This window comes from Burkholderia sp. MR1-5-21, from assembly GCF_053427715.1.
Window position 1 is genome coordinate 173,122 of the sequence record NZ_JBSAXD010000013.1, and the last position, 26,984, is coordinate 200,105.

General features: G+C 67.8%; 26 protein-coding genes. 14 read left to right on the plus strand and 12 right to left on the minus strand.

The genetic code is table 11. The features are described from left to right. Window positions 1–233: 233 nt before the first annotated feature. The 3 genes from ACV229_RS19425 to ACV229_RS19435 form a co-directional block, all read right to left on the minus strand. A complete protein-coding gene (locus tag ACV229_RS19425; protein ID WP_448084724.1) occupies window positions 234–647 on the minus strand; it encodes a lysozyme inhibitor LprI family protein in 414 nt (137 codons plus the stop codon). 157 nt (window positions 648–804) lie between these two features. Continuing rightward, window positions 805–1,773, minus strand: coding sequence for a LysR family transcriptional regulator (locus ACV229_RS19430; protein WP_448084725.1), 969 nt, complete (start codon window positions 1,771–1,773; stop codon window positions 805–807). A 295-nt stretch (window positions 1,774–2,068) separates the two neighbouring features. Beyond that, window positions 2,069–3,040, minus strand: coding sequence for a GlxA family transcriptional regulator (locus ACV229_RS19435; protein WP_448084726.1), 972 nt, complete (start codon window positions 3,038–3,040; stop codon window positions 2,069–2,071). Window positions 3,041–3,156: 116 nt separating this feature from the next. Between ACV229_RS19435 and ACV229_RS19440 the strand changes: the two genes are divergently transcribed. The 3 genes from ACV229_RS19440 to ACV229_RS19450 all read left to right on the plus strand — a co-directional run bounded on the left by ACV229_RS19440 (window position 3,157) and on the right by ACV229_RS19450 (window position 4,799). Further along, window positions 3,157–3,840 carry a DJ-1/PfpI family protein gene (locus ACV229_RS19440; protein WP_448084727.1) on the plus strand — a complete coding sequence of 228 codons (684 nt, stop codon included), beginning with the start codon at window positions 3,157–3,159 and terminating at the stop codon, window positions 3,838–3,840. A 177-nt stretch (window positions 3,841–4,017) separates the two neighbouring features. Then, window positions 4,018–4,329: a cupin domain-containing protein gene (locus tag ACV229_RS19445; protein WP_448084728.1), complete on the plus strand. Its 312-nt coding sequence runs from the start codon at window positions 4,018–4,020 to the stop codon at window positions 4,327–4,329. A gap of 155 nt (window positions 4,330–4,484) precedes the next feature. Then, window positions 4,485–4,799 (plus strand): hypothetical protein, encoded by a 315-nt coding sequence (locus ACV229_RS19450; RefSeq protein ID WP_448084729.1) that lies wholly within the window; start codon window positions 4,485–4,487, stop codon window positions 4,797–4,799. A 91-nt stretch (window positions 4,800–4,890) separates the two neighbouring features. Here the strand turns inward: ACV229_RS19450 and ACV229_RS19455 are convergent, their stop codons facing one another. Further along, window positions 4,891–5,175: a PAAR domain-containing protein gene (locus ACV229_RS19455; protein WP_448084730.1), complete on the minus strand. Its 285-nt coding sequence runs from the start codon at window positions 5,173–5,175 to the stop codon at window positions 4,891–4,893. 240 nt (window positions 5,176–5,415) lie between these two features. Continuing rightward, complete coding sequence (locus tag ACV229_RS19460; RefSeq protein ID WP_448084731.1) at window positions 5,416–5,802, minus strand: MAPEG family protein; 387 nt, start codon at window positions 5,800–5,802, stop codon at window positions 5,416–5,418. A 568-nt stretch (window positions 5,803–6,370) separates the two neighbouring features. On the opposite strand from ACV229_RS19460, the gene ACV229_RS19465 reads away from it, so the two are divergent. Further along, entirely contained in the window at window positions 6,371–9,457 is a 3,087-nt protein-coding gene (locus ACV229_RS19465; RefSeq protein WP_448084732.1) for a transglycosylase domain-containing protein, read from the plus strand. Between the two features lie 99 nt (window positions 9,458–9,556). Here ACV229_RS19465 and ACV229_RS19470 read toward each other — a convergent pair whose 3' ends face one another. Continuing rightward, window positions 9,557–9,904, minus strand: a complete 348-nt coding sequence (locus ACV229_RS19470; protein WP_448084733.1) for a GFA family protein — start codon at window positions 9,902–9,904, stop codon at window positions 9,557–9,559. Between the two features lie 141 nt (window positions 9,905–10,045). On the opposite strand from ACV229_RS19470, the gene ACV229_RS19475 reads away from it, so the two are divergent. After that, a complete protein-coding gene (locus ACV229_RS19475) occupies window positions 10,046–10,291 on the plus strand; it encodes a DUF1272 domain-containing protein (RefSeq protein ID WP_448084734.1) in 246 nt (81 codons plus the stop codon). 96 nt (window positions 10,292–10,387) lie between these two features. Here the strand turns inward: ACV229_RS19475 and ACV229_RS19480 are convergent, their stop codons facing one another. Next, on the minus strand, window positions 10,388–11,107 hold the full coding sequence (locus ACV229_RS19480; RefSeq protein ID WP_448084735.1) for a FadR/GntR family transcriptional regulator: 720 nt from the start codon (window positions 11,105–11,107) through the stop codon (window positions 10,388–10,390). 102 nt (window positions 11,108–11,209) lie between these two features. Between ACV229_RS19480 and dgoD the strand changes: the two genes are divergently transcribed. After that, complete coding sequence (gene dgoD, locus ACV229_RS19485; protein WP_448084736.1) at window positions 11,210–12,358, plus strand: galactonate dehydratase; 1,149 nt, start codon at window positions 11,210–11,212, stop codon at window positions 12,356–12,358. A gap of 168 nt (window positions 12,359–12,526) precedes the next feature. Here the strand turns inward: dgoD and ACV229_RS19490 are convergent, their stop codons facing one another. Then, a complete protein-coding gene (locus tag ACV229_RS19490; protein WP_448084737.1) occupies window positions 12,527–13,465 on the minus strand; it encodes a copper resistance D family protein in 939 nt (312 codons plus the stop codon). A 383-nt stretch (window positions 13,466–13,848) separates the two neighbouring features. On the opposite strand from ACV229_RS19490, the gene ACV229_RS19495 reads away from it, so the two are divergent. From ACV229_RS19495 to ACV229_RS19505, 3 genes are all read left to right on the plus strand, one after another. Beyond that, window positions 13,849–14,613 (plus strand): c-type cytochrome, encoded by a 765-nt coding sequence (locus ACV229_RS19495; RefSeq protein ID WP_448084738.1) that lies wholly within the window; start codon window positions 13,849–13,851, stop codon window positions 14,611–14,613. A gap of 19 nt (window positions 14,614–14,632) precedes the next feature. Next, window positions 14,633–15,931 carry a c-type cytochrome gene (locus ACV229_RS19500; RefSeq protein ID WP_448084739.1) on the plus strand — a complete coding sequence of 433 codons (1,299 nt, stop codon included), beginning with the start codon at window positions 14,633–14,635 and terminating at the stop codon, window positions 15,929–15,931. Between the two features lie 127 nt (window positions 15,932–16,058). After that, entirely contained in the window at window positions 16,059–17,513 is a 1,455-nt protein-coding gene (locus ACV229_RS19505; protein WP_448084740.1) for a DEAD/DEAH box helicase, read from the plus strand. Here ACV229_RS19505 and ACV229_RS19510 read toward each other — a convergent pair. The 3 genes from ACV229_RS19510 to ACV229_RS19520 all read right to left on the minus strand — a co-directional run bounded on the left by ACV229_RS19510 (window position 17,507) and on the right by ACV229_RS19520 (window position 20,884). Further along, a complete protein-coding gene (locus ACV229_RS19510; RefSeq protein WP_448084741.1) occupies window positions 17,507–18,025 on the minus strand; it encodes a hypothetical protein in 519 nt (172 codons plus the stop codon). The two genes, ACV229_RS19505 and ACV229_RS19510, sit on opposite strands and share 7 nt — an antisense overlap. A 98-nt stretch (window positions 18,026–18,123) precedes the next feature. Next, complete coding sequence (locus ACV229_RS19515; protein WP_448084742.1) at window positions 18,124–18,951, minus strand: ferritin-like domain-containing protein; 828 nt, start codon at window positions 18,949–18,951, stop codon at window positions 18,124–18,126. A 292-nt stretch (window positions 18,952–19,243) separates the two neighbouring features. After that, complete coding sequence (locus ACV229_RS19520) at window positions 19,244–20,884, minus strand: gamma-glutamyltransferase family protein (protein WP_448084743.1); 1,641 nt, start codon at window positions 20,882–20,884, stop codon at window positions 19,244–19,246. A gap of 255 nt (window positions 20,885–21,139) precedes the next feature. Here ACV229_RS19520 and ACV229_RS19525 point away from each other — a divergent pair, with 255 nt between their 5' ends. After that, window positions 21,140–21,919: a DeoR/GlpR family DNA-binding transcription regulator gene (locus ACV229_RS19525; RefSeq protein ID WP_448084744.1), complete on the plus strand. Its 780-nt coding sequence runs from the start codon at window positions 21,140–21,142 to the stop codon at window positions 21,917–21,919. Window positions 21,920–22,230: 311 nt separating this feature from the next. Next, window positions 22,231–22,428: a hypothetical protein gene (locus ACV229_RS19530; protein WP_448077227.1), complete on the plus strand. Its 198-nt coding sequence runs from the start codon at window positions 22,231–22,233 to the stop codon at window positions 22,426–22,428. A gap of 62 nt (window positions 22,429–22,490) precedes the next feature. Here the strand turns inward: ACV229_RS19530 and ACV229_RS19535 are convergent, their stop codons facing one another. Then, complete coding sequence (locus ACV229_RS19535; protein ID WP_448084781.1) at window positions 22,491–22,847, minus strand: hypothetical protein; 357 nt, start codon at window positions 22,845–22,847, stop codon at window positions 22,491–22,493. A gap of 161 nt (window positions 22,848–23,008) precedes the next feature. Here ACV229_RS19535 and glpD point away from each other — a divergent pair, with 161 nt between their 5' ends. The 3 genes from glpD (at window position 23,009) to ACV229_RS19550 (ending at window position 26,914) form a co-directional block, all read left to right on the plus strand. Beyond that, window positions 23,009–24,532 (plus strand): glycerol-3-phosphate dehydrogenase, encoded by a 1,524-nt coding sequence (glpD, locus tag ACV229_RS19540; protein WP_448084745.1) that lies wholly within the window; start codon window positions 23,009–23,011, stop codon window positions 24,530–24,532. A gap of 81 nt (window positions 24,533–24,613) precedes the next feature. Continuing rightward, window positions 24,614–26,116: a glycerol kinase GlpK gene (glpK, locus tag ACV229_RS19545; protein WP_448084746.1), complete on the plus strand. Its 1,503-nt coding sequence runs from the start codon at window positions 24,614–24,616 to the stop codon at window positions 26,114–26,116. Between the two features lie 81 nt (window positions 26,117–26,197). Then, window positions 26,198–26,914 (plus strand): MIP/aquaporin family protein, encoded by a 717-nt coding sequence (locus ACV229_RS19550; protein WP_448084747.1) that lies wholly within the window; start codon window positions 26,198–26,200, stop codon window positions 26,912–26,914. Window positions 26,915–26,984 lie beyond the last annotated feature (70 nt).

Here is a 26,984-nt window from a genome sequence, read left to right on the forward strand (position 1 = left end):
GCATTTTCCGGAAGACGCCAATTATTACGATTGCCTTTCGCGTTGGCCGTCACGATCGGATAAGCACACATTCGGCGGCCTGACGTTCACATTCGTATAAATGCTCGAAAGACGACGACTACCGCACGCCCTCGCCAGACGCTGAGTAGCGTATCGATTGTCCTGATTCGGGGATTTCAGACGCCCGGCCCCGGCTTCATGAAAGAGACAGACCGGTCCCAGCGCATCTGCGCTTACCGATCCAGCGCCTGTTTGAGATATTCCTCGAGAACCTTTGTCCGCTGCTCCGTCAATTCAGCAAGGCATTGCGAGTGATTGACCATCAGCCATTGCCGCGCACCGCCGCTCAGGCTGTTTCTAAAATCGCACTCTGCGTCTCGAAACGCGATCCAGGTTCGCTGAGCGGAGACAATCTGCGTCTTCGGAATCGTTCCGCTGTCGGAGTCGTCCTTGACCGCGTTCAGGAGTTTCTTGTAGACCTGGTTCAACCTGACATCCGCGGCATGCCGCTCTGTTTCGGCGCACTGATAGTTCGCCTTCGCGCTTGCGAAGTCCGTCCCTCCCGGTGGATTGTCGCAATCCACCGCAAACGCATCGGCCGCGAACACCAGCGACGCTACCGCACCAAAAAATACCAAAGGCTTCATCGCTTCCTCATTCGTGACGTGCCGTATTCTCCGGCACGAACGAATCATCGTCCAACAGAGATCGCCGAAGAGATACCGCGTCGAATTGTGCCGAGTAGCCATTGAGCATGGGTCCCGCCTGTCCTTCCGCCGAAACGCGCCACGGATCCTGTCCGCACTACGCCGCCACCGATCTCCGGCTCGCATCGCGCGCCCGCAGCCCGCTGCGCCAGTCCTCCCCACCCTCCATCGCCGGCGTCGACTCGAACAGTTCCGCGATCCAATCGGCGAACACGCGCACCTTCGCAGACAAATGCCGGTTGTGCGGATAGACGATCGAAATCGGCTTCGGCTTCGGGTTGAGGCCCGGCAGCACCTCCAGCAGCGAACCGTCGAGCAGATGCGGCAGCACCATGAACAGCGTCGGCTGGATCATCCCGAACCCTTCAAGGCCGCAAGTCACGTAGGCATCCGAATCATTGACCGTGACGGTCGACTTCATTCTGACCTCGACCGGCTTGCCGTCGATCACGAACACCCACGGTATCGGCCGCGCACCATGGCTCGAGCGGAAATTCACCGCGTAGTGTCCGGCGAGTTCCGCGATCTCGTGCGGATCGCCGTGACGCTTCAGGTAATCGGGGGAAGCGCAGGTCACGCGCTTGAGCATCCCGATCCGCCGCGCGACCATCGACGAATCCTCGAGCGGCCCGACCCGGATCATGCAGTCGATGCCCTCCTCGACCGGATCGACCGGCCGGTCGGAGAGCCCGAGATCGAGCGTGATGTCCGGATAGCGCTGGCGAAACACCGGCAACGCCGGGATCACGAGCCGCCGCCCGAGCGCATTCGGCATGTGGACGCGCAGCACGCCGCTCGGCTTGCGGTTGCCGGTCTGGAAGCTCGCGTCGGTTTCCGCGATCTCCGCCATGATCTTCACGCAATGCTCGTAGTACGCGGCGCCTTCCGGCGTCAGCGACAAGCGCCGCGTCGTCCGGTGCATCAGCCGCACGCCGAGCAGCGCCTCGAGATTCTGGATGACGGTCGTCACCGATGCGCGCGGCATCCCGAGCGTGTCCGCGGCGCGCGTGAAGCTGTTCGCGTCCACCACGCGGGTGAAAACTTCCATTGCCTGGATACGGTCCATGCTATCCCCCTTCGAATCGCCAACAGGACAGCATAGAGCGCGCGGAAGGGGCCGCACAAGCCCTGCCCCATTGTTCGATCCTACTGAACAGTCGAACACTTCGCAGTCGAAAACGACGCCGATTCGTCCAGCCGGCGAGCATCCGCTTTGCGACCGGCTTGCGCGGCGCCACGACGCGCACCGATTTGATGCAGGCGCAGTGCTGCACGACCGGATTCGATGCTCGCGTCGCAGGCAACCGGGCTCGCCGCAGCACCGCACCGTAGCAGATCGCCCACGTCACACGGCGCGCCCCTCAGCCCGCAAACCGCTCCCGGTACGCCTGCGGCGTTACGCCCAGCACCCGCACGAAACTGCGCCGCAGCGTCTCCTCGGAACCGAACCCGCAACGGGCGGCGATCCGCTTGAGCGGCCACGACGTCTCGCCGAGCAGGCGCTGCGCGGATTCGATGCGGATCTGCTCGACGGCGCGCGCGGGCGTGCGCCCTGTTTCGGCGCGATAGTGGCGCACGAAGCTGCGCTCGCTCATCCGCACGCGCTCGGCGAGCGCCAGCACCGACAGATCCGCGTCCGGATGCTCGGCGATCCACGCATGCAGTTCGCCGAAGCGGTCGTCCGTGCACTGCATCGACAGCGCCGCGCTGAATTGCGCCTGGCCGCCCGGACGCTTCAGGAACACGACGAGTTCGCGCGCGGCGTCGAGCGCGACCGCACGCCCGAGATCCTCCTCGACGAGCGCAAGTGCGAGGTCGATGCCCGCCGTCACGCCGGCCGACGTCCACAGCGCCCCCTCGCGGATGAAGATCGGATCGGCCTCCACGCGGACATTCGGATAGCGCGACGCGAGTTCGTCGCAGCGCGTCCAGTGCGTGACCGCGCGGCGGCCGTCGAGCAGGCCGGCTTCGGCCAGCAGGAACGCGCCGGTGCAGACCGACGCGACACGCCGCGCCCGTTCGGCCTGCAGCCTGACCCAGCGGATCAGCCGCGGATCCCTCGACGCTGCATGCACGCCCTTGCCGCCGGCGACGATCACCGTATCGGGATGCCGCCCGGCCGAGCGCAGCGAACCGGCCATCACGACGAGTCCCGACGACGTCGCGACCGGGCCCGCGTCGGCAGCGACGACACGCGGCGCATACGGCGCAGCCCGCCCGCGCTCGCGCGCGAGTTCGTTGACGGACGCGAACACCTGCAGCGGCCCGGATACGTCGAGCAGTTGCGCGCCGGGAAACGCCAGCACCAGGATCGAACGCGGTTCGTCGGACATGTCGATTGGCTGAAAACGTGGGTGATATGGCAATTTCGCCAAACACTACCTGCCTAGAATCGATCTGTCCATCGTGCGCCGGCGACGGCGCGTCACCATCGTTTCGGGGATTTCACATGACTTTGCATATCGGCTTTCTCGTGTTTCCGGGCGTCCAGCAACTCGACCTGACGGGCCCCCACGACGTGCTCGCGTCGCTGCCGGACGCGGCCGTGCACCTGGTCTGGAAGACGCGCGAGCCGGTCGCGTCGAGCAGCGGGCTCCTGCTGACGCCGACCAGCACGTACGCCGATTGCCCGCCGCTCGACGTCATCTGCATTCCGGGCGGCAGCGGGATCACGGACCTGCTGCTCGATCCGGACACGATCGCGTTCGTGCGGGAGCGCTCGGCCGCCGCCCGCTACGTGACGTCGGTCTGCACCGGCGCGCTGCTGCTCGGCGCGGCGGGCCTGCTGCGCGGCCGACGCGCAACGACCCACTGGGCGTTCCATGCGCTGCTCGAGCCGCTCGGCGCCGTGCCCGTTCACGCGCGCGTGGTGCGCGACGGCAACCTGATCACCGGCGGCGGCGTGACGGCCGGCATCGACTTCGCGCTGACGATCGCCGCCGAGCTGGCCGGAGACGACGAAGCCCAGGCGATCCAGCTCGGGCTCGAATACGCGCCCGCGCCGCCGTTCGATTCGGGCTCCCCCGACACCGCGCCGGAACAGATCGTGAAGCGGGTCACGGAACAATCGGCAGCCGGCTTCGCGAGACGCCGGCACGCGATCGAGCAGGTGGTCGCTGCCGCGAATTGGTAGGCGGCACGTCCGGTTCGTGAAGTGCGGCAGCGAATGCTTGCTGCCGCGAAACGGTCCGCAAAACGTCCCGATGCCTGCGCGGAACGACGCGGGCCATATTCCGGTTGCGGCCCGCGTCGGCGAACGCGCCGTGCACAACCGCTGCCGCAGTCAAATCCCTTTCATCGAAACCCGACCATGAAGATCATCCGCAGCACCGCGTTCACCGCGGATCGCGCGTGGGGCGCGCTGGACATCGCCAACCTGCACGGCATCACGGTCCGCCTGCACTGGACCGACCAGCCCTACCGATGGCACGTGAACGACGGCGACGAAGTGTTCGCCGTGCTCGACGGCTGTGTCGACATGCACTACCGCGAAGCGGGCGTCGAGCGATCGGTGCTGCTCGCTGCCGGCGACGTGTTCCATGCGCCGGCAGGCACCGAGCACGTCGCGCACCCGATCGGCGAAGCGCGCATTCTCGTCGTCGAAACCGAAGGCAGCGTCTAGCGCGCGGCAATGCCGGGGCGGCGGAGGCCACCACCGCTTCTTGCGCACGGCCGTGCCGCCACCTTGCGCCGAAGCAGCTGGCGCAGCCGGGCGCCAGGTGTCCGCCAAACACGGAACAACTTGGCGAATTCGGACAGTATCGCGTTCCCGCGGTCTTGCTAGACTGTCGCGCATCCGATCACACGGGACACACCCATGAATCTCACACGAAGGCAGGCAAGCCGCTCCAGGTTGGCGGCCAGATCGTATTCAGCACGTCCGGCCAGGTCGTGGGGCGCATCAGCGGACGCAAGGTCTTCGGCCGCGATGGCCGGTACGTCGGCACCATCGACGGCGATCGCCTCGTCTATCGCTCGACCGACAGCGTGTCGGTCGGCTCGCCGTTCTCGGTCGCCAACCGCGCGGGCGTCGCGAAGCCGCATCGCGTCGCGTCCGTCGTATGGGGCAGCGAGCCCAGCATTCCGGCCTGACGCACGCGCGCGAGCGCATCGCCGTTCGGCGCAGCCCGCGCCGGATGCGCGGCGCACCGCGCACGTGCCGGCGACGCGCGCCGGCACACATTCACCCCGAGATGGTCCCCGTGCCCTGCGACGGGATGAGCTTCGGTAGCGGCGTGCACTGGCATTGACACAGGTCGTGCTCGAGTGCGACGACCTTGCCCATCACGGTCATCGTGCGCTCGCCGCCATCGGAAACGATCACGCCCTGCGTCTTGCATGCGGCGCAGAATACGGGCGCGCCGAGATAGGCGAGCTCCCGTCCGTCGAACGACGAATTGGCGATGCCTTCGAGCACGATGCCGCCATGATCGGTGGTGTCGCCTTTCAGAATGAATTTGCGGCTCATGATGTCGGTTCTTCCCTCGGAGGCGCCCGTCCGCGGCTGCAAAGGCCGCCGTCGGGCGTTCGGTGTCGGCTCGTCGGTCGCGAGCGTCCCGCGAGGATATCACCGCCACGCCGGCCCGGGCACGCAAAGCTGTCGTGGCGCTGACGCCGGTCGCGCTTCAACGCGATGCGTGCGAGCGCCGCGCGACGGTCGCTGCGCAGCCGCGCACCGGCACGATGCACGCCGCGTGACACACGCCGCTCACGTGACGAGCGCAACGCACAGCGCGGCGCCGCACAGGTACGTGCCGAGCGCGCCGACGAAGCGCGCGGGGTTCGGATTGGCCATCGTCGGCCACGCGAGCAGGCCGATCACGAGCAGGCACCGGCAGACGGTCGCGGCGATGATCAGCGACACAATCGCGCTCGACGGCTCGTGCGCGCCATGGTAGAGAAACAGCAGCGCGAGGAACGGCGCGTATTCGGCCGTGTTGCCGTGCGCGCGCACGATCTTGTGCAGCAGGTTCGTCGGATCCGTCGCGCAGCCGGACCCGGTGGTTTCACGAAAACGCGTGACCGAGACGGCAAGCCCGAGCCCGAACAGCAGCAGCCCGAGAATCGCGGCGCAAACGAGTGCGATGTGGTTCATGTGCATGGGACACCGGGCAAGAGTGAAAGGCGCTGCAACAATTAGCGATCCGATCCTACTCGCGGCCGCTCCGTTGCGCCAGCCACGCGGCACCGCGATCGTGCGGCGTTCGCCGCGTTTCTTTCGCATGACGATTCGCGATACCCGGCGCGGGCGTCCACGATGACCGAAGCGTTGCGCCCTTCGGCGTCCTTGCGCGTCGCGCCGGCTCGTCCGGATCGCCGCCACCGCCTGCCGGTGCGCTGCATCCGATCCGGCACGATTTGCCGGACCACCTCGACAAACGACGGGAACGCAGCCGACCCAACCGATTCGGCCCCATCCGCCGCCATGCATATCGCACATGCAAGCGGCCCGACACGCGCATCGCGGGTACGGAATGTGCGGTGCATGCGCCACGCCGGTGCGCGCTTGCCGCACGCGCTTGCGAACCGGGCGCGACACGGGCAAACGCGCGTTGCGTAGGCGCATCTTCGTGTCGAAGCGGCCTTGGCAGCACGCGGTTGAGGACTACACTAATCCTTAATGGGGTGCGGCCGGAGCCCGCCCCCTGCAGGGAGACGCCGCCATGAATCGGCCGCTGAATCGAAATCTGCAGCGTGTAACCGGTCCCGCATCGGTCTGGACGTGGATCAAATGGTCGCTGGTCGCCGCGTTGCTGATCGCGCTCGCGATCTTCGCGCGGCTCGTGCAGGTCGAAATCGAGACCTCGCGGCTGCAGGCCCGCTATTTGTCGGAGCTGACCCGCGATATCGGCTATGCGGTCGACGCCGGCGCGAGCGACCACATCCGCTTTCCCGCCGACGGCCCGTACGACGCACGGCTCGGCTACGCGATGATTCCGGCGTTCCAGCAGCGGCTGCTCGCGCGCGGCTTCGTCGTCAGCAAGCAGGCGCGCGATTCCGAGCGGATGCTGTCGCTCGCCGATCGCGGGCTGTTCCTGCCTTACGAAGAGAAAGACCAGGCGGGCCTGATGCTGTTCGATTCGACGGGTGCGCCGCTCTTTGCCACCACGTTCCCGCAGCGCGTCTACCGCGACTTCGACGCGATTCCGCCCGTCGTCGTGGATTCCCTGCTGTTCATCGAGGACCGCTACCTGCTCGACGCGAACCAGCCGAACCGCAACCCGGCGATCGACTGGGGCCGCTTCAGCCGTGCGATCGCCGACCAGGGCCTGCACGTGATCAACCGCCACCAGGCGCGGCCCGGCGGCAGTACGCTCGCGACGCAGATCGAGAAATTCCGCCACTCTCCCGACGGCCGCACGGCGACGCCGCCCGAGAAGCTGCGGCAGATCGCGTCGGCATCCGTGCGCGCGTACCTGAACGGCCCGCAGACGATGCCCGCGCGCCGCGAGATCGTCGTCCACTACCTGAACTCGGTGCCGCTCGCGGCACGGCCGCACATCGGCGAAATCACCGGCATCGGCGACGGGCTCGCCGCATGGTACGGCCGCGACTTCAACGACGTGAATCGCATCCTCTCCGCGCCGCCGACGGCCGAGAACATCGACGAACAGGGCGTTGCGTTCCGCGAGGTGCTGTCGCTGACGATCGCGCAGCGCGCGCCGTCGTATTTCCTGAACAGCGGCTACCCTGCGCTGCAGCGGCTGACCGACAGCTACCTGCGGCTGCTCGCGACCGGCGGCGTGATCTCGCCCGCGCTGCGCGATGCGTCGCTTGCCGCGCACATCGACCGCGCGAAACCGCCCGAAGTCACGCACGTGCAGTCGTTCGTCTCGCGCAAGGCCGTGTCGTCCGCGCGCGCATCGCTGCTCGCCGCGCTCGGCATCACCGATCTGTACCAGCTCGACCAGTTCGACCTGCAGGCGACGAGCACGCTCGACAACGGCGTGCAGCAGGCGGTCGCCGAACGGCTTGCCGAGGCGTCGACGCGTGCCGGCGCGCAGGCCGCGGGCCTGTACGGCTTCGAGATGCTCGCGCCGAAGGACGACCCGTCGCACCTGACCTACAGCTTCACGCTGTACGAACGGCGCAACGGCGCGAACGTGCTGCGCGTGCAGACCGACAGCGTGAACGAGCCGTTCGACATCAACCGCGGCGGGCGCATCAACCTCGGTTCGACCGCGAAGCTGCGCACGCTCGTCACGTACCTGCAGATCGTGTCCGACCTGCATGCGCGCTACGGCGGGCTGTCGAAGGCCGAGCTCGCACGCGTGAAGCCCGACCCGATGGACGGGCTGTCGCTGTGGGCGCTCGACTACCTGTCGCATACGCAGGACCGCTCGCTGCAGGCGATGCTCGACGCGGCCGTCGAGCGCAAGTATTCGGCGAGCCCCGACGTGTTCTACACGGGTGGCGGCGCGCAGGTGTTCAGCAACTTCGAGAAGTCTGACAACCACCGCATCCTGACGCTGCACCAGGCGTTCGCGCACTCGGTCAACCTCGTGTTCGTGCGGCTGATGCGCGACATCGTCCACTACGAGATGATCGAGACGTCCGGCCCGTCGACGTCGTGGCTCGACGATCCCGAGCAGCGCAGCCATTACCTGCAGCAATTCGTCGACGGCGAAAGCAAGGTCTACGTGAAGCGCTTCTACACGCGCTACGCCGGCAAGCCCGCGGATGACGCGCTCGCGCTGATGCTGAAGGACGTGCGAAAGTCGCCGCCGAAGATCGCGACCGTGCTGCGCAGCGTCGCGCCGCACGAATCGCTCGCGTGGTTCGACGCGCAGATGCGCGTGCAACTGAAGGGCACGCCGGCCGCGACGCTGTCCGACGACGATCTCGCGGCTCTCTATGCGAAGTACGCAATCGACCGCTTCAACCTGAACGATCGCGGCTACATCGCGAGCGTACATCCGCTGGCGCTGTGGACGCTCAACTACCTGCGCGCGCATCCGGACGCGCCGCTCGACGAGGTTGAACGGGCCAGCCACGACGCGCGCTTCTACACGTACTCGTGGCTGTACAAGACGCGCTATCACGGCACGCAGGACCGGCGGATCCGCCGCATGGTCGAACTGCGCGCGTATGCGGCGATCAGCAAGTCGTGGCGTGCGCTCGGCTATCCGTTCGCGGAAGTCACGCCGTCGTATGCAGCCGCGATCGGCGCATCGGGCGACCAGCCCGACGCGCTCGCGAAGCTGATCGGCCTGATCGCGAACGGCGGCGACAAGGCGCCGACCGAGACGATCACGCGGCTCGACTTCGCGAAGGGCACGCCGTACGAGACGCGCTTCGTGCGCGCGCCCGCGCAGCCGCAGCCGACGCTGTCGCCGGAGGTCGTCAGCGTCGCGCACCGGCTGCTGCGCGACGTCGTGCTGACCGGCACCGGCAAGCGGCTCGCCGACGGGATGACGCTGCCCGACGGCAAGACGCTCGAGGTGTACGGCAAGACCGGCACCGGCGACCAGCGCTTCAACGTGTATGCGCGCGGCGCGCGGCTGATCGAGTCGCGCAAGGTGAACCGCAGCGGCACGTTCGTGTTCGTGCTCGGCGACCGCTTCTTCGGCGTCCTGACGGCCACCGCACACGAGCCGTATGCGGCGCGCTACGACTTCACGAGCGCGATGGCCGTGCAGCTGCTGAAATCGATGGCACCAGCGCTCGCGCCGCTGATCGAGCGGCCGGCCGCGATCGGCCCGCATGCCGAGGCGGCCGCGCCGGCCGCCGGCGAGTCCCATCCGTCGTGATCCGGGCGGCACGCCCGCAAGCGTGCCGCGTTGCATGCGGGGCGCTTGCGTGTCTTCACCCCTTCGCGCCGCCGCGCGCTGCCTGCCGGCGTTCGGCGGTCAGTGCGAACGCCCGTCGTAATGCGTGACCGGCAACGCGTCGATATCGACATCCTCGAGGCACCGCACGTTGATCGCGGCCATCCTGTTGCCCTTCGGATCGGTGCCCTCGCCGAACGTATGGATCCCGCAGCGCTTGCAGAAGCGATGCTGGATCACGTGCTTGTTGAACGTGTAGGTCGCGAGATTGTCTTCGGGCGTCATCAGGTACAGGTTCGCGCGCGGCACGAACCACATCAGCGCGCCCTTGCGCTGGCAAATCGAGCAATTGCACGCCATCACGCCGGTCAGTTCGCCGTCCACCTCGAACTGCACGTCACCGCAATGACAGCTTCCTCGGTAAAGCATGGTCGTCTCCTGGTCTGGCCCGCTCGCTGCGGCACCGCATCGACGGGCGTGCGCGTAGCGGTTACGATGCTGCGCTTACAGTAGCGTGCCGACGGCGCGCCCGCAACGTCCGCCCCGATACCCACAATCAAGGAGACTGCAATGCTCGAACTTCGCCCCGGCTGCGAATGCTGCGACAAGGACCTGCCGCCCGACTCCGCCGACGCGCGAATTTGCACATTCGAGTGCACGTTTTGCGCGGCCTGCGCGGACGACGTGCTGAAAGGCCAGTGCCCGAACTGCGGCGGCGAACTCGTCACGCGCCCGCGCCGGCCGGCAAAGCTGCTCGCGAAGTACCCGGCGTCGACCCGGCGCGTCGTCAAGCCGGGCGGCTGCGCGACCGCATGATCGTCGTGGCGGGCGTCCTGCCCGGCGCCCTTCCTGACATCCGCTCAGACCACGCGCTCGCGCCGCGCCTTCGATGCGCTGCGCCGGGTTGCCCCGTCAGCCCGACTCGATCCGCGCGCGCGTGACGGCAAGCAGCGCCGCCATCGCGCGGCGCGCGCCGTCCGCGTCGCGCACGCGGATCGCATCGCACACGGCCAGATGCTCGGCCAGCGACGCGTTGAACACGTCCGCGCGCCGCGCATTCAGATGCAGCTGCGCCTCGAGCGTGCGATCGATCAGCGCGCCGAGCGGCACCAGCAGCTCGTTGCCGCCCGCCTCCAGCACGCTCAGGTGGAACCGCAGGTCGGCACGCACCCATTCCTCGACGTTGCGCGCGCCGGCCATCGCGCGCGCGGCCGCGTCGATCCCGTCGAACGTCTGCGGCGTATGCGCGTGGGCGGCGAGCGCCGCCGCGTGCGGCTCGACCATCTCGCGCATCTCCTGCAGCTTCAGCGCGAACGCGAGCGGCGGCGCGACGCGTGCGTACCAGTCGAGCAGGTCCGCGTCGAGCAGGTTCCACGCGCGCCGCGGCCGCACCCGCGTGCCGACCTTCGGCCGCGATTCGACGAGCCCCTTCGACGTCAGCGTGCGCAGCGCCTCGCGCAGCACCGTGCGGCTCACGCCGAACATCTCCATCAGATCGGGCTCCCTCGGCAGCAGCGATTCGGGCGGATAGTCGCCACGCAGGATCGCCGTCGCGAGCCGGAACGCCGTTTGTCCATGCAGGTCGTGTTGAATGGTGGTTCTCCCGGAACGCGGGCCGCCCGGGCCCCGCATCGAGGCCCGACTGCCCACTATCTGCACAATAGTGCTATTAATACTATTTTTTGATCGCATCCGCTAGGATAGCCGCAAAGCCTTTCCCTGGAGACACGCGTCATGAAGATCACCCGCCTCGAAACCTTCGTCGTCCCGCCGCGCTGGCTGTTCCTCAAGATCGAGACCGACGAGGGCATCGTCGGCTGGGGCGAGCCGGTCGTCGAGGGCCGTGCGCACACGGTCGAGGCCGCCGTGCACGAGCTCGCCGACTACCTCGTCGGCAAGGATCCGCTGCTGATCGAGGACCACTGGCAGGTGATGTACCGCGCGGGCTTCTATCGCGGCGGCCCGATCACGATGAGCGCGATCGCGGGCGTCGACCAGGCACTGTGGGACATCAAGGGCAAGCATCACGGCGTGCCCGTCCATGCGCTGCTCGGCGGCCAGGTGCGCGATCGCATCAAGGTGTATTCGTGGATCGGCGGCGACCGGCCGAGCGACGTCGCGAACAACGCGCGCGCGGTCGTCGAGCGCGGCTTCAAGGCCGTCAAGATGAACGGCTCCGAGGAGCTGCAGATCGTCGATACCTACGACAAGGTCGAGCAGGTGATCGCGAACGTCGCGGCGGTGCGCGACGCGGTCGGGCCGCACGTCGGCATCGGCGTCGATTTCCACGGCCGCGTGCACAAGCCGATGGCGAAGGTGCTCGCGAAGGAGCTCGACCCGTACAAGCTGATGTTCATCGAGGAGCCCGTGCTGTCGGAAAACGCCGAGGCGCTGCGCGACATCGTCAACCAGACCAATACGCCGATCGCGCTCGGCGAGCGGCTCTACTCGCGCTGGGACTTCAAGCACATCCTCGCGGGCGGCTACGTCGACATCATCCAGCCGGACGCGTCGCACGCGGGCGGCATCACCGAATGCCGGAAGATCGCGACGCTCGCGGAGAGCTACGACGTCGCGCTCGCGCTGCACTGCCCGCTCGGGCCGATCGCGCTCGCCGCATGCCTGCAGCTCGACGCGGTCAGCTACAACGCGTTCATCCAGGAACAGAGCCTCGGGATCCACTACAACCAGGGCAACGACCTGCTCGACTACCTGCGCAACCCCGAGGTGTTCCGCTACGAGGACGGATTCGTGGCGATCCCGCAAGGCCCGGGCCTCGGCATCGACGTCAACGAGGAGAAGGTGCGCGAGATGGCGAAGACCGGCCACCGCTGGCGCAACCCGGTGTGGCGTCACTCGGACGGCAGCGTCGCCGAGTGGTGATGGCCGGACGCGTCGTGCGCGGCATTCGCCCGCGCGACGCGCTCATGTGCGACGCCCGGGCAAGCCGGCAGCAACGCGACGTCGGGCATCGCACGCCAGGCGCCATCGCCGGCATTGCCCCCGATGGAAAAACACCCGGCCGGCGTCAGGAACTCGCCTCCCGATGCTTCACATCTGACCGAGCGCGACGAAGCCCGGTACGCTGAACGACAGCACCGCCGCCGCGACGAACACGCCGATCATCGTCAGCGCTTCGAGATGCAGGATGTTGCGGAACGTGTGCGCATCCTCGGTCGACGCGGTGCGGCGCAGACGCGGCAGCGCGGAGAACCGGTTGAGCCCGCCGAGCACCAGCGCGAGCGCGACGAGCATCAGCTTCAGCAGCAACACGCGGCCCCAGGTGCTGCCGTCGAGCGGCGCGAGCGCGCCGCCGAGCCCGCGCACCGCGTTGAGCGCGCCGGTCGCGAGCACGAACACGACCGCGACGATCGACAGCTGCGACAGCCGTTGCCCGACGCGGATCAGCGCGCCGCGCGCGACCGACGAGCCGAGCGCCGGCAGCACCGCGAGCCCGCCCGCCAGCACGAGGCCGCCCCACACGGCGGTGACGAGCACGTGCACCGTCTGCACGCCGACTGCCGCCGACAGCGGCCCCGTGTCGGCCGCGTGCCCGAGTGACGCCTTGCCGGCCGCGACGACGATCACCGCGAGCCACAGCAGCGCATAGGCGAGCGGGCCGTCCGGCCGCAGCAGCGCGACGATCGCGAGCAGCACCGCGCCGCCGAACGCGACGCACCATGCGAACCCGACGTGAGTCTGCGCCAGCACGGTCGGGATCGCGCCGAATGCGCCCCCGAGCCCCGCGCCGCTCATCGTCGCGGCCTCGTAGACGAGCCAGCCGAGATCCGCGAGCACGAGCGCCGCGGCCGCCGTCGCGAGCGAATGTTGCGCGCGCAGCCATGCCGGATGCGACGGTGCGATCACCGGCCGCGCGCCGTCCTTCGCAAGCCAGCCCTTGAGCAGCGCCGAGCCGACCGCCATCGCGAACGCGGCATCCATCAACGCGGCGAGCGCCACCTGCCCGATCCACAAGCTGTCGATCCTCATCGCGCGCCCCCTCCGCAACGGCCGCCGCGAGACGGCAGGCCGGCGGCACGGCGGTGGATCGGACAGGAAGAATCGGGCAACGGCACGGTAAAAAACGTCATCGATGAATCCGGAAACAGGAGAAATGACACGATCTGCGGCGGAGGCGGCGCCGCGCGACCCGCGAGTGTACGGTCTTCGATGGGCAAAGCGCACGTGGGTTCACGGCGGCCTTGTCCGGCGCGCGTCAAATTGTCGCAAGTCGGATACAGGCATGAACCTATGTCCATTTGTCAAATAGCCGTCATTACCCATCGATGATAGAATGCCGCGTCGCAGCAGCCCGGCTGTCCTGCCGTCATGCCGAGCCGATCGTAGCCCGGACAGGTCCCCGACGAATAAACATGGAGTCTCGTGTGTCTTCAAGACGCCTCTTCCGTCCGTTGCTCGCCGTTCTGATGATCGGTGGCGCGGGCCTCATGAGCACTGCCCAAGCGCAGACCAAGCCCACGGAGCAAGCCCAGGCCCAACAGGCGCCGCTCAAGGCACCCGATACCATGGCCGAGCGCGTGCGCGGCTGTACGGCCTGCCATGGCGTCCACGGCCAGGGCACGGACAACGATTACTTCCCGCGTCTCGCAGGCAAGCCGGCCGAGTACCTGTACAACCAGCTCGTCAACTTCCGTGACGGCCGGCGCAAGTACCCGCCGATGAACTATCTGCTGACGTACCTGAACGACGACTACCTGCACGAGATCGCCGAGCACTTCTCGGCCGAGCGTCCGCCGTACCCGACGCCGGCCAAGCCGTCGCTGCCGGCCGCAACGCTCGCGCGCGGCAAGCAGCTCGTCACGCAGGGCGATCCGTCGCGCAAGCTGCCGGCCTGCGTGGCCTGCCACGGCGCGACGCTGACCGGCATGCAGCCGGCGATCCCGGGTCTCGTCGGCCTGCACGCCGACTACCTGAGCGCGCAGCTCGGCGCATGGCGCTCCGGCAACCGCCACGCGAAGGCGCCGGACTGCATGCACGACATCGCCGCGAAGCTTTCCGACGAAGACGTGACCGCCGTGACGGCATGGCTCGCCGCCCAACCGGCGCCCGCCAACCCCGTGCCGGCTCCGGCCCGCTCGATGAAGACTCCGCTCGCCTGCGGCAGCGAACCGCAATAAGGCAAGGGAGACACACGACATGAAACGCAAGTCCCTGTTTGCACTCTCGGCTGTCGCGATCGTCGCGGCAGCGGCTCTCGTGCCGGTCCTGTGGCCGGGCAACGACACGCTGCACGGCAACGCCGCCGTCGCGGCCACGCCGGCCGACCAGGCCGCGCTGATCAAGAAGGGCGAATACCTCGCGCGCGTCGGCGACTGTATCGCGTGCCACACCGTGCGCGGCGGCAAGCCGTTCGCGGGCGGCCTGCCGATGGCGACGCCGTTCGGCACGATGTACACGCCGAACATCACGCCGGACGACCAGGCCGGCATCGGCAAGTGGACGTCGGACGACTTCTATCGCGCGATGCACACGGGTCGCTCGAAGGACGGCAGCCTGCTCTACCCGGGCTTCCCGTTCGCGAGCTACACGAAGGTCACGCGCTCGGATTCGGACGCGATCTACGCGTACCTGCGCTCGGTTGCGCCGGTATCGGTGCCGAGCCGTCCGCACGAGCTGAAGTTCCCGTTCAACAACCGCAACCTGCTGATCGGCTGGCGCACGCTGTTCTTCAAGGAAGGCGAGTACAAGCCGGATCCGACCAAGTCGGTCGAGTGGAACCGCGGCGCGTATCTGGTCGAAGGTCTCGGCCACTGCTCGATGTGCCACACGTCGATCAACATGATGGGCGGCCCGGTGAGCTCGTCGGCGTTCGCAGGCGGCCTGATCCCGCTGCAGAACTGGTATGCGCCGTCGCTGACGAACGACAAGGAACTCGGCCTCGGCGACTGGCACGTGCAGGAACTGTCCGACCTGCTGCAGGCCGGCGTGTCGCACAAGGGCGCGGTGTTCGGCCCGATGGCGGACGTGGTGCACAACAGCCTTCAGTACATGTCCGACGAGGATACGCGCGCGATGTCGACGTACCTGAAGTCGATCCCGCAGAAGGCTGAAGCGCCGAAGAACATGCAGTACGAGCCGTCGAAGCAGTTCGGCAACGCGCTGCTCGACCAGGGCAAGAAGATCTACGCGGACAACTGCGCGACCTGCCACGCCGCCAACGGCGAAGGCAAGCCGCCGGCGTATCCGCCGCTCGCGCAGAACCGTTCGATCATGATGGAATCGGCCGTGAACCCGATCCGCATGGTGCTGAACGGCGGCTATCCGCCGAGCACGTTCAAGAATCCGCGTCCGTACGGGATGCCGCCGTTCGCGCAGTCGCTGTCGAACCAGGAAGTCGCGGCGGTCGTCACGTACATCCGCGCGTCGTGGGGTAACAACGGTTCGCCGATCTCGCCGCAACAGGTGAGCGACCTGCGTTCCGCACCGCTTGACTAAATAGCGCGTGACGCAAACGGGGCGCGGCTGCGGGAAACCGCGGCCGCGCCCTTTTGTCTTTTTGCGATGCCATCCCCGCGCGGGCCGCGCGAGGCGTCGCCGATCATAAAACTCTAGAGTGGTATCTATGTCTTTCGAATCTCTCGGCCTGGCCGAACCGCTCGTCAAGGCGGTCAACGAGCTTGGCTACACGTCGCCCACCCCGATCCAGCAACAGGCGATTCCCGCCGTGCTCGGCGGCGGCGACCTGCTCGCCGGCGCACAGACCGGCACCGGCAAGACCGCCGGCTTTACGCTGCCGATCCTGCAGCGCCTGCATACGTTCTACGCGGAGCACCACAACGCGAAGCGCGCGGTGCGTGCGCTGATCCTGACGCCGACGCGCGAACTCGCCGCCCAGGTCGAGGAAAGCGTGCGCGCGTACAGCAAGTACCTGAAGCTGCGCTCGACCGTGATGTTCGGCGGCGTCAGCATCAATCCGCAGATCGATGCGCTCAAGCGCGGCGTCGACATCGTCGTCGCGACGCCCGGCCGCCTGCTCGATCACATGCAGCAGAAGACGATCGACCTGTCGCAACTCGACATCCTCGTGCTCGACGAAGCCGACCGGATGCTCGACATGGGCTTCATCCACGACATCAAGCGCGTGCTTGCGAAGCTGCCGCCGCGCCGCCAGAACCTGCTGTTCTCGGCGACCTTCTCCGACGAGATCAAGGCGCTCGCCGACAACCTGCTCGACTCGCCCGCGCTGATCGAGGTCGCGCGCCGCAACACGACCGCCGAGACCGTCGCGCAGAAGATCCATCCGGTCGACCGCGACCGCAAGCGCGAGCTGCTCACGCACCTGGTCCGCGAGCACAACTGGTTCCAGGTGCTCGTGTTCACGCGCACGAAGCACGGCGCGAACCGGCTCGCCGAGCAGCTGACGAAGGACGGCATCAGCGCGATGGCGATCCATGGCAACAAGAGCCAGTCGGCACGCACGCGCGCGCTGTCGGAGTTCAAGAACAACACGCTGCAGGTGCTCGTCGCGACCGACATCGCCGCGCGCGGCATCGACATCGACCAGCTGCCGCACGTCGTCAACTTCGACCTGCCGAACGTGCCGGAAGACTACGTGCACCGGATCGGCCGCACGGGCCGTGCGGGTGCGACGGGCGAAGCGGTGTCGCTCGTGTGCGTGGACGAAAAGCAGTTGCTGCGCGACATCGAGCGGCTGATCAAGCGCGAGATTCCGCAGGAAGTGATTCCGGGCTTCGAGCCCGATCCGAATGCAAAGCCGGAGCCGATCCAGCAGCGCCGCGGCCAGCAGCCGCGCGGCGGTGGCGGCGGTGGCGGCGGTGGCGGCGGTGGCGGCGGCAATCGCGCACCGCGCGCCGGTGGCTCAGGCCAGCCGGCCGCGAAGCGCGACGGTGGCGCGCCGAAAGCGGCCCAGCCCAAGGCGGCCCAGCCGAAGGCCGCGAAACCCGCGAAGCCGCGCACCCCGGGCGCGGGTGGCGGCAACGCGGCACGTCCGGCCAGCGGCAACGCCGCACACGCGAACCGCAACCGCTCGTCGCGCAGCGGCCAGCGCGGTCACTGAAGCCGCGCGGCTGCGTGCCGCAGGTGCTCGACCTGGCGCTGCCAGCGTGCGAGCACTGCGGCGCGCGCCGCTTCCCCTTCTCCATCCAGCGCGAACGTGACGCCCGTCGCCAGTCGCGCATAGCCGACGCGCTGCGCATCGCCGTGCGCGATCGTCGCCGCGAATCCTGCCAGCCCGCCGAAGTCGCCTTCGAGCGGCTCGATCTCCAGTTGAGCCTGATGGAACGCACCGTCGGCGACGAGCGTCAGCGCGGCTGCGCGCCGCTGCGCGAGCGCGCGCGCCGCGCGCGATTGCGGCCACAACGCGAGCAGCAGTACGCGAGCATCGCGCGCGTAGATTTCACCGACGCTCAACAGCGTCGTGCGCAGTTGGCCGTCATCGGTCGCGACGATCAGCGACACCGCGACATCGGCCTTGCGGTCGAGCGCGGTGCCGTCGAACAGCGATACGACGGCAGGCGGCCACGCGTCGAACGTCCATTGCTCGAGTGCGTGGCGATGCGAATCGGTCATGATGGTGCGGCCTCGTGGAACGGCGGATGATGCGCAGCCTGCTGGCGACGGGCCGCGGTGCGGCGGCGCGATCAGAGGACGAGCTCAGCGGCGGAACATCAGCGCAAGAACACGTGCTGCGTGATCTTCACGAGCGGATAGTGGACGCCCGGCTGGATCTTCGCAGGCAGGTCGAGCGGCTTCAGCAGCATCTTCACGCACATGTCCGCGGACAGGTTGTGCCGCACGAGCGCGTTGATGCGCGCGGCGCGCGCGCGATTGTATTCGGTGTCGCCGATGCGGCCCGGGTAGCGCATCGCGAACACGTGGCGCAGCGCGATTTCCGAATCCTCGTTCTTGATCTCCATCACGCGGCGCATCAGCGCGCCGAGCACCGCGAGCCGGCCGTTGCCTTCGAGCTGGTTGTACTTCTTGAAATATTTGAAGAAGTGCTTGTAGTGGCGCACTTCGTCCGTGCGGATGTTGTCGGTGATTTCCTTCAGCACGGGCTCGTCCGAGCACTCGTTGATCGCACGATAGAGCGTGGCCGTGCCCGTCTCGACGACGCAGCGCGCGACCATCTCGAGCGCGCGGGTCTTCTCGAACGCATCGACCGAGCAGGTCTTCGAATATTCGTCGAAGAAGTTCGCGAACGCGGTGTCCCAATCGAACTCGGGCCACACGTGTCCGATGTAGGCCTTCAGCGCGCGGCCGTGCTGCAACTCTTCGTGCTCCCATGCATTGTTGAGCCACGCCGACACTTCCGGGTCGTCGTTGAAGAACTCGCTCAGGTTGCTCGTGTAGAGGTCCGAACCGCTTTCGATGAACGACGCCGCGCACAGCAGCAGCAGCAAATCCTCGTTCGCGGCGGCGCGCTGACGATCGATCCGGGTCAGGTCGATGTCCTCGATTCGCCACGGCATGACATGCGTCGTTTCAGTCTGCATGGTGTTGCGCTCCCAGGCGCCCCATCCGGCAACCGCCCCACGCAAGCGGCGTGGGCAGCGGCCGTCTCGAATGCGGCTTGTTGCTTGACGTTGTAAGAATCGGTCCGGCCGAACCATTCTGGCATCTTAGCCGGACTTTGGTGTTCGTGCTTCAGAGCACTGACCATCCCCGACAGGCGCAGTTCCGCGACGCATATTGCCGTTCGTTAGACGAGTCGTTCGAACGCGGACGGCACAGACAAAACGGGCGGCCGTGCGGCCGCCCGTCGGGCATCCGGCTGGAAGCGATCCGTCAGAAACCGGCTGCCAGACCGTCGCGGCGGCTGTCGCTCGCGGCCACGTAGCCGCGCTCGGGATCGTTGCGATCGAGCCGCCACACGAACTGGCCGGAGCCGAAATCCATGTAAGGATCGTCGATCGACTTGATCGTATGGCCGCGCGCCGCGAGCGCATCGACCGTCGCGCGGCTCATGCTCGATTCGACGTCGAGCGTGAAGTCGCGGTTGACCTTCCAGCGCGGCGCATCGCACGCGGCCTGCGGCTGCTGGCCATGACCGAGCATCCGCACGATGGTCTGCAGATGGCCTTGCGGCTGCATGTCGCCGCCCATCACGCCGAAGCTCATCACGGCATCGGTGCGGCCGTCGACCTCCTCGGTGACGAACGCCGGAATGATCGTGTGGAACGGCCGCTTGCCGCCCGCGACGACGTTCGGCGACGCCGGGTCCATCGAGAAGCCGTGCCCGCGGTTCTGCAGCGCGATCCCCGCGCCCGGCACGACGAGGCCGGAGCCGAAGCCCATGTAGTTCGACTGGATGAAGCTCACCATCATCCCGCGCTCGTCGGCCGCCGACAGATAGATCGTGCCGCCCGAATGCGGCCGGCCGGCGGCGAAGTGCGTCGCGCGCGCGGGGTCGATCAGCTTCGCGCGCGCGGCGAGGTAGCCGTCGTCGAGCATCTGCGCGGGCGTCACGTCCATCGCGCGCGGGTCGGCGACGTAACGGTAGACGTCCGCGAACGCGAGCTTCATCGCCTCGATCTGCAGGTGCTGCGATTCCGGCGAATCGACCGGCCATTCGGCTGCACCCGCGTGCTCGGCGATCCCGAGCGCGATCAGCGCGGCGATGCCCTGCCCGTTCGGCGGGATCTCGTGGATCGTGCGGCCGCGAAAGCGTTTGCCGATCGGCTCGACCCATTCCGGCCGGTACGCGCGCAGGTCCGCTTCGGTCAGCGCGCCGCCGCCGTCGCGCGCGAACGCGGCGATCCGCTCGGCGAGCGCACCCTCGTAGAATGCGCGCGCGCCGTCCTTCGCGAGCGTGCGCAGCGTCTGCGCATGGCCGGGCAGGCACACGCGCTCGCCGACCGCCGGCGCGCGGCCGCGCGGCATGAACGTGTCCGCGAAGCCCGGCAGTCCTTGCAGCGCGGGGACCGCGGCCGCCCACTTGTGCGCGACGATCGGCGGCACCGCATAGCCGCGCTCGGCGATCTCGATCGCGGGCTCGAGCAGGTCGGCGAACGGCAGCGAGCCGAACTTCGCGTGCAGCGCCTCCCAGCCTGCGACGACGCCCGGCACGGTGACGGTGTCCCAGCCGCGCGTCGGCTTGCGCGCGAAGCCCTGCGCATCCTCGCCGTGACGCTTGCGGAAGTAGTCGACGTTCCACGCGGCCGGCGCGACGCCCGACGCGTTCAGCCCGTGCAGCGTCGCGCCGTCCCAGACGAGCGCGAATGCATCGCCGCCGAGCCCGCACGACACGGGCTCGACAACGGTGATCGCGGCCGCGGCGGCCAGTGCCGCGTCGACCGCGTTGCCGCCTTTCCACAGCATCCGCAAGCCTGCCTGCGCGGCCAGCGGATGCGACGTCGACACGACATTGCGCGCGAACACCGGGATGCGCGTCGTCGGATACGGGTTGTGCCAGTTGAAGCCGGTCATCGATTGCACCTCGTCGGAAACGGGTTGAGTGCGGGGTTGAGCGCGGGGTTGAGCGCTGGGTTGAGCGCACTAATGCGGACAATCCGCCATTGCAGCGCGATCGGCGCGATCACGCAAATTCATTTGTCACATGAATCCATGCGCAAGCCGCATGAATTCCGCGACTGCCACGACCGCCCACGTCCCCGCCACGCCGGGCGCGCCGGCCGAACGCCCTTACAATACCCGCTCCGTCTTCACGACTTCGCCGCCGACATGACCCGAGACCCCCGCCTCACCCTCAACGCGCGCCAGCAGGAACTGCTCGAATGGGTGCAGCGCGACGGCTTCGTGACCGTCGACGATCTCGCCGCGCACTTCGCAGTGACGCCGCAGACGATCCGCCGCGACGTCAACTGGCTCGCCGACCTGAACCTGCTGCGGCGCTATCACGGCGGCGCGAGCCTGCCGACGAGTTCGGAGAACGTGTCGTACACCGCGCGGCAGCGGATGTTCCACGACGAGAAGCGGCGCATCGGGGCGCTCGCCGCGTCGCATATCCCCGACCAGGCGTCGCTCTTCATCAACCTCGGAACGACGACAGAGGAGGTCGCGCGCGCGCTGAACCGTCATCACGGGCTGCATGTGATCACGAACAACCTGAACGTCGCGTCGATGATGAGCGGCTACCCGGACTGCGAGGTGCTGATCACGGGCGGCATCGTGCGTCCGTGGGACAAGGGGATCGTCGGCGAGCTCGCGATCGACTTCATCCGCCAGTTCAAGGTCGACTACGCGATCATCGGCACGTCGGCGATCGAGACCGACGGCACGCTGCGCGACTTCGACACGCGCGAGGTGCGGGTGGCCGAGGCGATCATGCAGCACGCGCGCACCGTCTACCTCGTGGCCGACCACTCGAAGGTCGGCCGGCCCGCGCTCGTGCGCCAGGGCCACCTGAGCCAGGTGCACGCGCTCTTCACCGACAAGCCGCTGCCGCCCGAAATGGCGGAAACGGTTGCCGCCGCAGGCACCCAGGTGTACGTCGCCGAATGAAGGGTCTGTTTGCGCGATGCTGCGCCGCACCCAAAACTTCAAGTGAAATCAAGAAGTTGGCAGCACAACCGGACCGCTTGCCGCGGACCGGCCTGTCAAACGGAAAATTAATGGGGCACGATTTGGCGTTGTCCCACGCGCTCGACTAGACTCCAGTTCCCCGGCCCGTATGCCCGTCCCGCTTGTGCCAGCGCGTGGACGTGACCAGGACCGGCGAATACAGCTTTTCCCCCCAAGCCATACCCCGCGGGGTATCACGCACCGGCCGCTCTGCCGGACGCGTGGGCAGTCCGCTTGCCATGGAGAGAACGATGCTGAGTCCGCATGAATTCGCCACGCTACTGCTTGTGAAGGATGCTCCCGATCAGGCCGACATGGAACGCGATGAACTCGACGCGCTGCTCGAACAGCAGCTCGTCCGCCTGGAAGGGCTCGGATCGGGGCGCAAATACTGCGTGACCGAGACGGGCGACGCGGCGTTGCGCTCCATCAAATACCGCTTTTCCTGACCTGACCGCGCCGGCCGTCTCCCGGCCGCGCGCTGTTCCCCGCCTCGTTCGGTAGTCGACGCTCAGCCGCCGCGCAGCGTCGGGTCGACGGCTGCGCGCCAGCTGACCGCTTTCGCGCGCGCGTCGTTGAAATACGCGACCCAGCCGGCCCGCGCCGGCGCGTCCGGCGCCGCATAGCGCGCCGAAAGTTCGTTTACGAACGCGCAGTAGTTCGGCTCCGACAGCCCACGGTATCGTTTCGCGACATACGCGTCGTACATCGCCGAATAGACCGGCTGCGCATCCGCGCCCCAGTCGCGCGCCGTGCCGCCGCACGACGCCTGCAGATCCGAGAGCGACGGCCTGCCCCCGAGCGGCGGCATGCCGACGCACCCCGCCAGCATGACGGCCAGCGCGCCGGCCCATATCCCAATACGCATCATTCACCTCGCGAAACGGTCGATGCGACAAGTATCGTCCGGGATCGCGCGGCGCGCCACCCGCCCCTCTATTTCGAACTTTACTTTTTCGAATCTGTTCGCTAAATTTCGAATTCGAACATTTTGTGTTCGCTCTTTTCCATCAGACGATAAGGACAGCAGTGACCCAACCGAATCGCTACGATCTGCTCGTCGTCGGCGGCGGCATCAACGGCGCGGGCATCGCGCGCGATGCGGCCGGCCGCGGCCTGTCGGTCCTCCTGTGCGAGCAGGACGACCTCGCGTCGCACACGTCGTCGGCCAGCACGAAGCTGATTCACGGCGGCCTGCGCTATCTCGAGTACAACGAATTCGGGCTCGTGCGCAAGGCGCTGCAGGAGCGCGAGACGCTGCTGCGCGCGGCGCCGCACATCATGTGGCCGCTGCGCTTCGTGATGCCGCACATGCCGAACCTGCGGCCGGCGTGGCTGATCCGCATCGGCCTGTTCCTTTACGATCACCTCGCGAAGCGCGAGCTGCTGCCCGGCTCGCGCGGCATCGACATGCGCCGCCACGCGGCCGGCGCGCCGCTGATCGACTCGATCAAGCGCGGCTTCGTGTATTCCGACGGCTGGGTCGACGACGCGCGCCTCGTCGTGCTGAACGCGCTCGACGCGAAGGAGCGCGGCGCGGACATCCTGACGCGCACGAAGCTCGTGTCCGCCGAGCGGACCGGCAACGAATGGGAAGCACGGCTGCAGCAGGCCGACGGCTCGATTCGCGTCGTGCATGCCCGTGCAATCGCGAACGCGGCCGGCCCGTGGGTCGGCGACGTGCTGCACGGCGCGCTCGGCCGCGGCGCGCATCATAGCGTACGGCTCGTGAAAGGCAGCCACATCATCACGCGCCGCCTGTTCGATCACGACCACGCGTACATCTTCCAGAACCCGGACAAGCGGATCATCTTCGCGATTCCGTACGAGCGCGACTTCACGCTGATCGGCACGACCGACGTCGAATACACGAACGATCCGGCCAAGGTCGCGATCGACCGCGACGAGACGCAATACCTGTGCGACTCGATCAACCGTTACTTCAAGCGCAAGATCGCGCCGGCCGACGTCCACTGGACGTATTCGGGCGTGCGCCCGCTGCTCGAGGACGAGAACGCGTCGAGCGCGTCGGCCGTCACGCGCGACTACCGTCTCGAGATGGACGACGGCGCCGGCGCGCCGCTGCTGTCGGTGTTCGGCGGCAAGATCACGACGTTCCGCAAGCTCGCCGAGGAAGCCGGCGACATGCTGTGCCGCGCGCTCGGCCGAGACGCGGCGCCGTGGACCGCCGGCACGTCGCTGCCCGGCGGTGACATCGCCAACGCAAAATTCGACGCGTTCGCCGACCAGTTCGCGAAGCGTCATCCGTGGCTGCCTGCCGCGCTCGCGCGCCGCTATGCGCGCGCGTACGGCACGCGCGCCGAACGCGTGGTCGGCGATGCGAAGTCGCTCGCCGATCTCGGCGCGGCGGTCGCGCCGGGCATCCACGAAGCCGAACTGCGCTACCTGCGGGACGTCGAATGGGCGACCTGCGCGCAGGACGTGCTGTGGCGCCGCTCGAAGCTCGGCCTGCACGTCGCGCCGGGCACGCTCGACGCGGTGACGGCCGCGCTCGATTCATGGTTCGCCGCCACGCACGCGCATCACGCCTGACCGATTCACGACTCACCCAAACGCGCCGCCTTCGTACGGCGCGCATCACAACTAAGCCAATCACGGATGGAGATGAGAGACATGCAGGATCAGTACATCCTCGCGCTCGACCAGGGCACGACGAGCTCCCGCGCGATGCTGTTCGATCGCCAGGGCAACATCGTGTCGATCGCGCAGAAAGAATTCGAGCAGATCTACCCGCAACCGGGCTGGGTCGAACACGACCCGCAGGAAATCTGGTCGACGCAGGCCGGCGTCGCCGCCGAAGCCGTCACCCGCACGGGCCTGAACGGCACGTCGATCGCTGCGATCGGCATCACGAACCAGCGCGAGACGACGATCGTCTGGGATCGCGAGACGGGCCAGCCCGTCTACAACGCGATCGTCTGGCAGGACCGCCGCACCGCCGATTTCTGCGACTCGCTGAAGGCGCAGGGCCTCGAGGCGAAGGTGCGCGCGAAGACGGGCCTGCCGATCGACGCGTACTTCTCCGCGACCAAGATCCGCTGGATCCTCGACAACGTGCCCGGCGCACGCGACAAGGCGCGCCAGGGCAAGCTCGCGTTCGGCACCGTCGACAGCTGGCTCGTGTGGAACTTCACGAAGCATGAGCTGCACGTGACCGACGTGACGAACGCGTCGCGCACGTTGCTGTTCAACATCCATACGCGCCAGTGGGACGACGAGCTGCTCGAGCTGTTCGACATCCCGCGCAGCATGCTGCCGGAAGTAAAGGCGTCGTCCGAAATCTACGGCTACACGAAGACGACCGTGTTCGCATCGAAGATCCCGCTCGCGGGCATCGCGGGCGACCAGCAGGCCGCGCTCTTCGGCCAGATGTGCACGACGTCGGGGATGGTGAAGAACACCTACGGCACCGGCTGCTTCCTGATGATGAACACCGGCGCCAAGCCGATCGAGTCGAAGAACAACCTCGTGACGACGATCGCGTGGCAGATCGGCGACGACGTGCAGTACGCGCTCGAAGGCAGCATCTTCATCGCGGGCGCGGTCGTGCAGTGGCTGCGCGACGGCATGGGCATCATCAAGAGCGCGGCGGAAATCGAGGCGCTCGCGGAAAGCGTGCCGCACACCGACGGCGTCTATCTCGTTCCCGCGTTCGCCGGCCTCGGCGCGCCGCACTGGAACGCCCGTGCGCGCGGCTCGCTGTTCGGCGTCACGCGCGGCACGACGTCCGCGCACCTCGCGCGCGCGGCGCTCGACGCGATCGCATACCAGTCGCTCGACGTGCTCGCGGCGATGGAGGCCGATTCCGGCATCAGCATCGGCGAGCTGCGCGTCGACGGCGGCGCAAGCGCGAACAACCTGCTGATGCAGTTCCAGGCGGACCTGCTCGGTGTCGACGCGGTGCGTCCGCAGATCACCGAGACGACCGCGCTCGGCGCGGCGTACCTCGCGGGTCTCGCGATCGGCTACTGGAAGAACCTCGACGAACTGCGCAGCCAGTGGCAGCTCGATCGCCGCTTCTCGCCGCAGATGCCGAAGGAGCAGGTCGAACGCTGCATGTCCGGCTGGCAGCGCGCGGTGCGCGCCGCGAAGGCGTGGGCCGACGACACCCAGTAACCGTTCGTCATCGGGAACGAATACAACAACACCGGCGGACCGCGCGACGCGCGAGTCCGCCGCGACATACGAGAGACAACCATGTCACCTTATTTCGCAGAATTCATCGGCACCGCGATCCTCGTGCTGCTCGGCAACGGCGCGGTCGCGAACGTGCTGCTCGCCAAGACCAAGGGCAAGGGCGCGGACCTGATCGTGATCGTGTGGGGCTGGGCGATGGCCGTATTCGTCGCCGTCTACGTGACCGCGTCGTTCAGCGGCGCGCACCTGAACCCGATCGTGACGATCAGCCTCGCACTCGCGGGCAAGTTCGCGTGGTCGAAAGTCGGCGGCTACATCCTCGCGCAGATGCTCGGCGGGATGGCGGGCGCGCTGCTCGTGTGGCTCGCGTATCGCCAGCACTTCGCGAAGGAAGCCGATCCGGACCTGAAGCTCGCGGTGTTCTGCACGGCGCCCGCGATCCGCAGCGTCCGGCACAACGTGCTGACCGAGGCGATCTGCACGTTCGTGCTGATCCTTGGCGTGCTGTATCTGGCGTCGCCGCAGGTCGGCCTCGGTGCGCTCGACGCGCTGCCCGTCGGCCTGCTCGTGCTCGGCATCGGCATCTCGCTCGGCGGTCCGACCGGCTACGCGATGAGCCCCGCGCGCGACCTCGCGCCGCGCCTCATGCACGCGCTGCTGCCGATTCCCGGCAAGCGCGACAGCGACTGGCGCTATGCGTGGATTCCGGTGGTCGGCCCGCTGATCGGCGGCTCGCTCGCGGCCGTGCTGTATCTGCAGCTGCACGTGCCGCACTGACGCGGCCCGTCGCACCGACGACGCAACACAGCCCGCGTGCCGGAAGGCCGCGGGCTGTTTTTCATCGTGC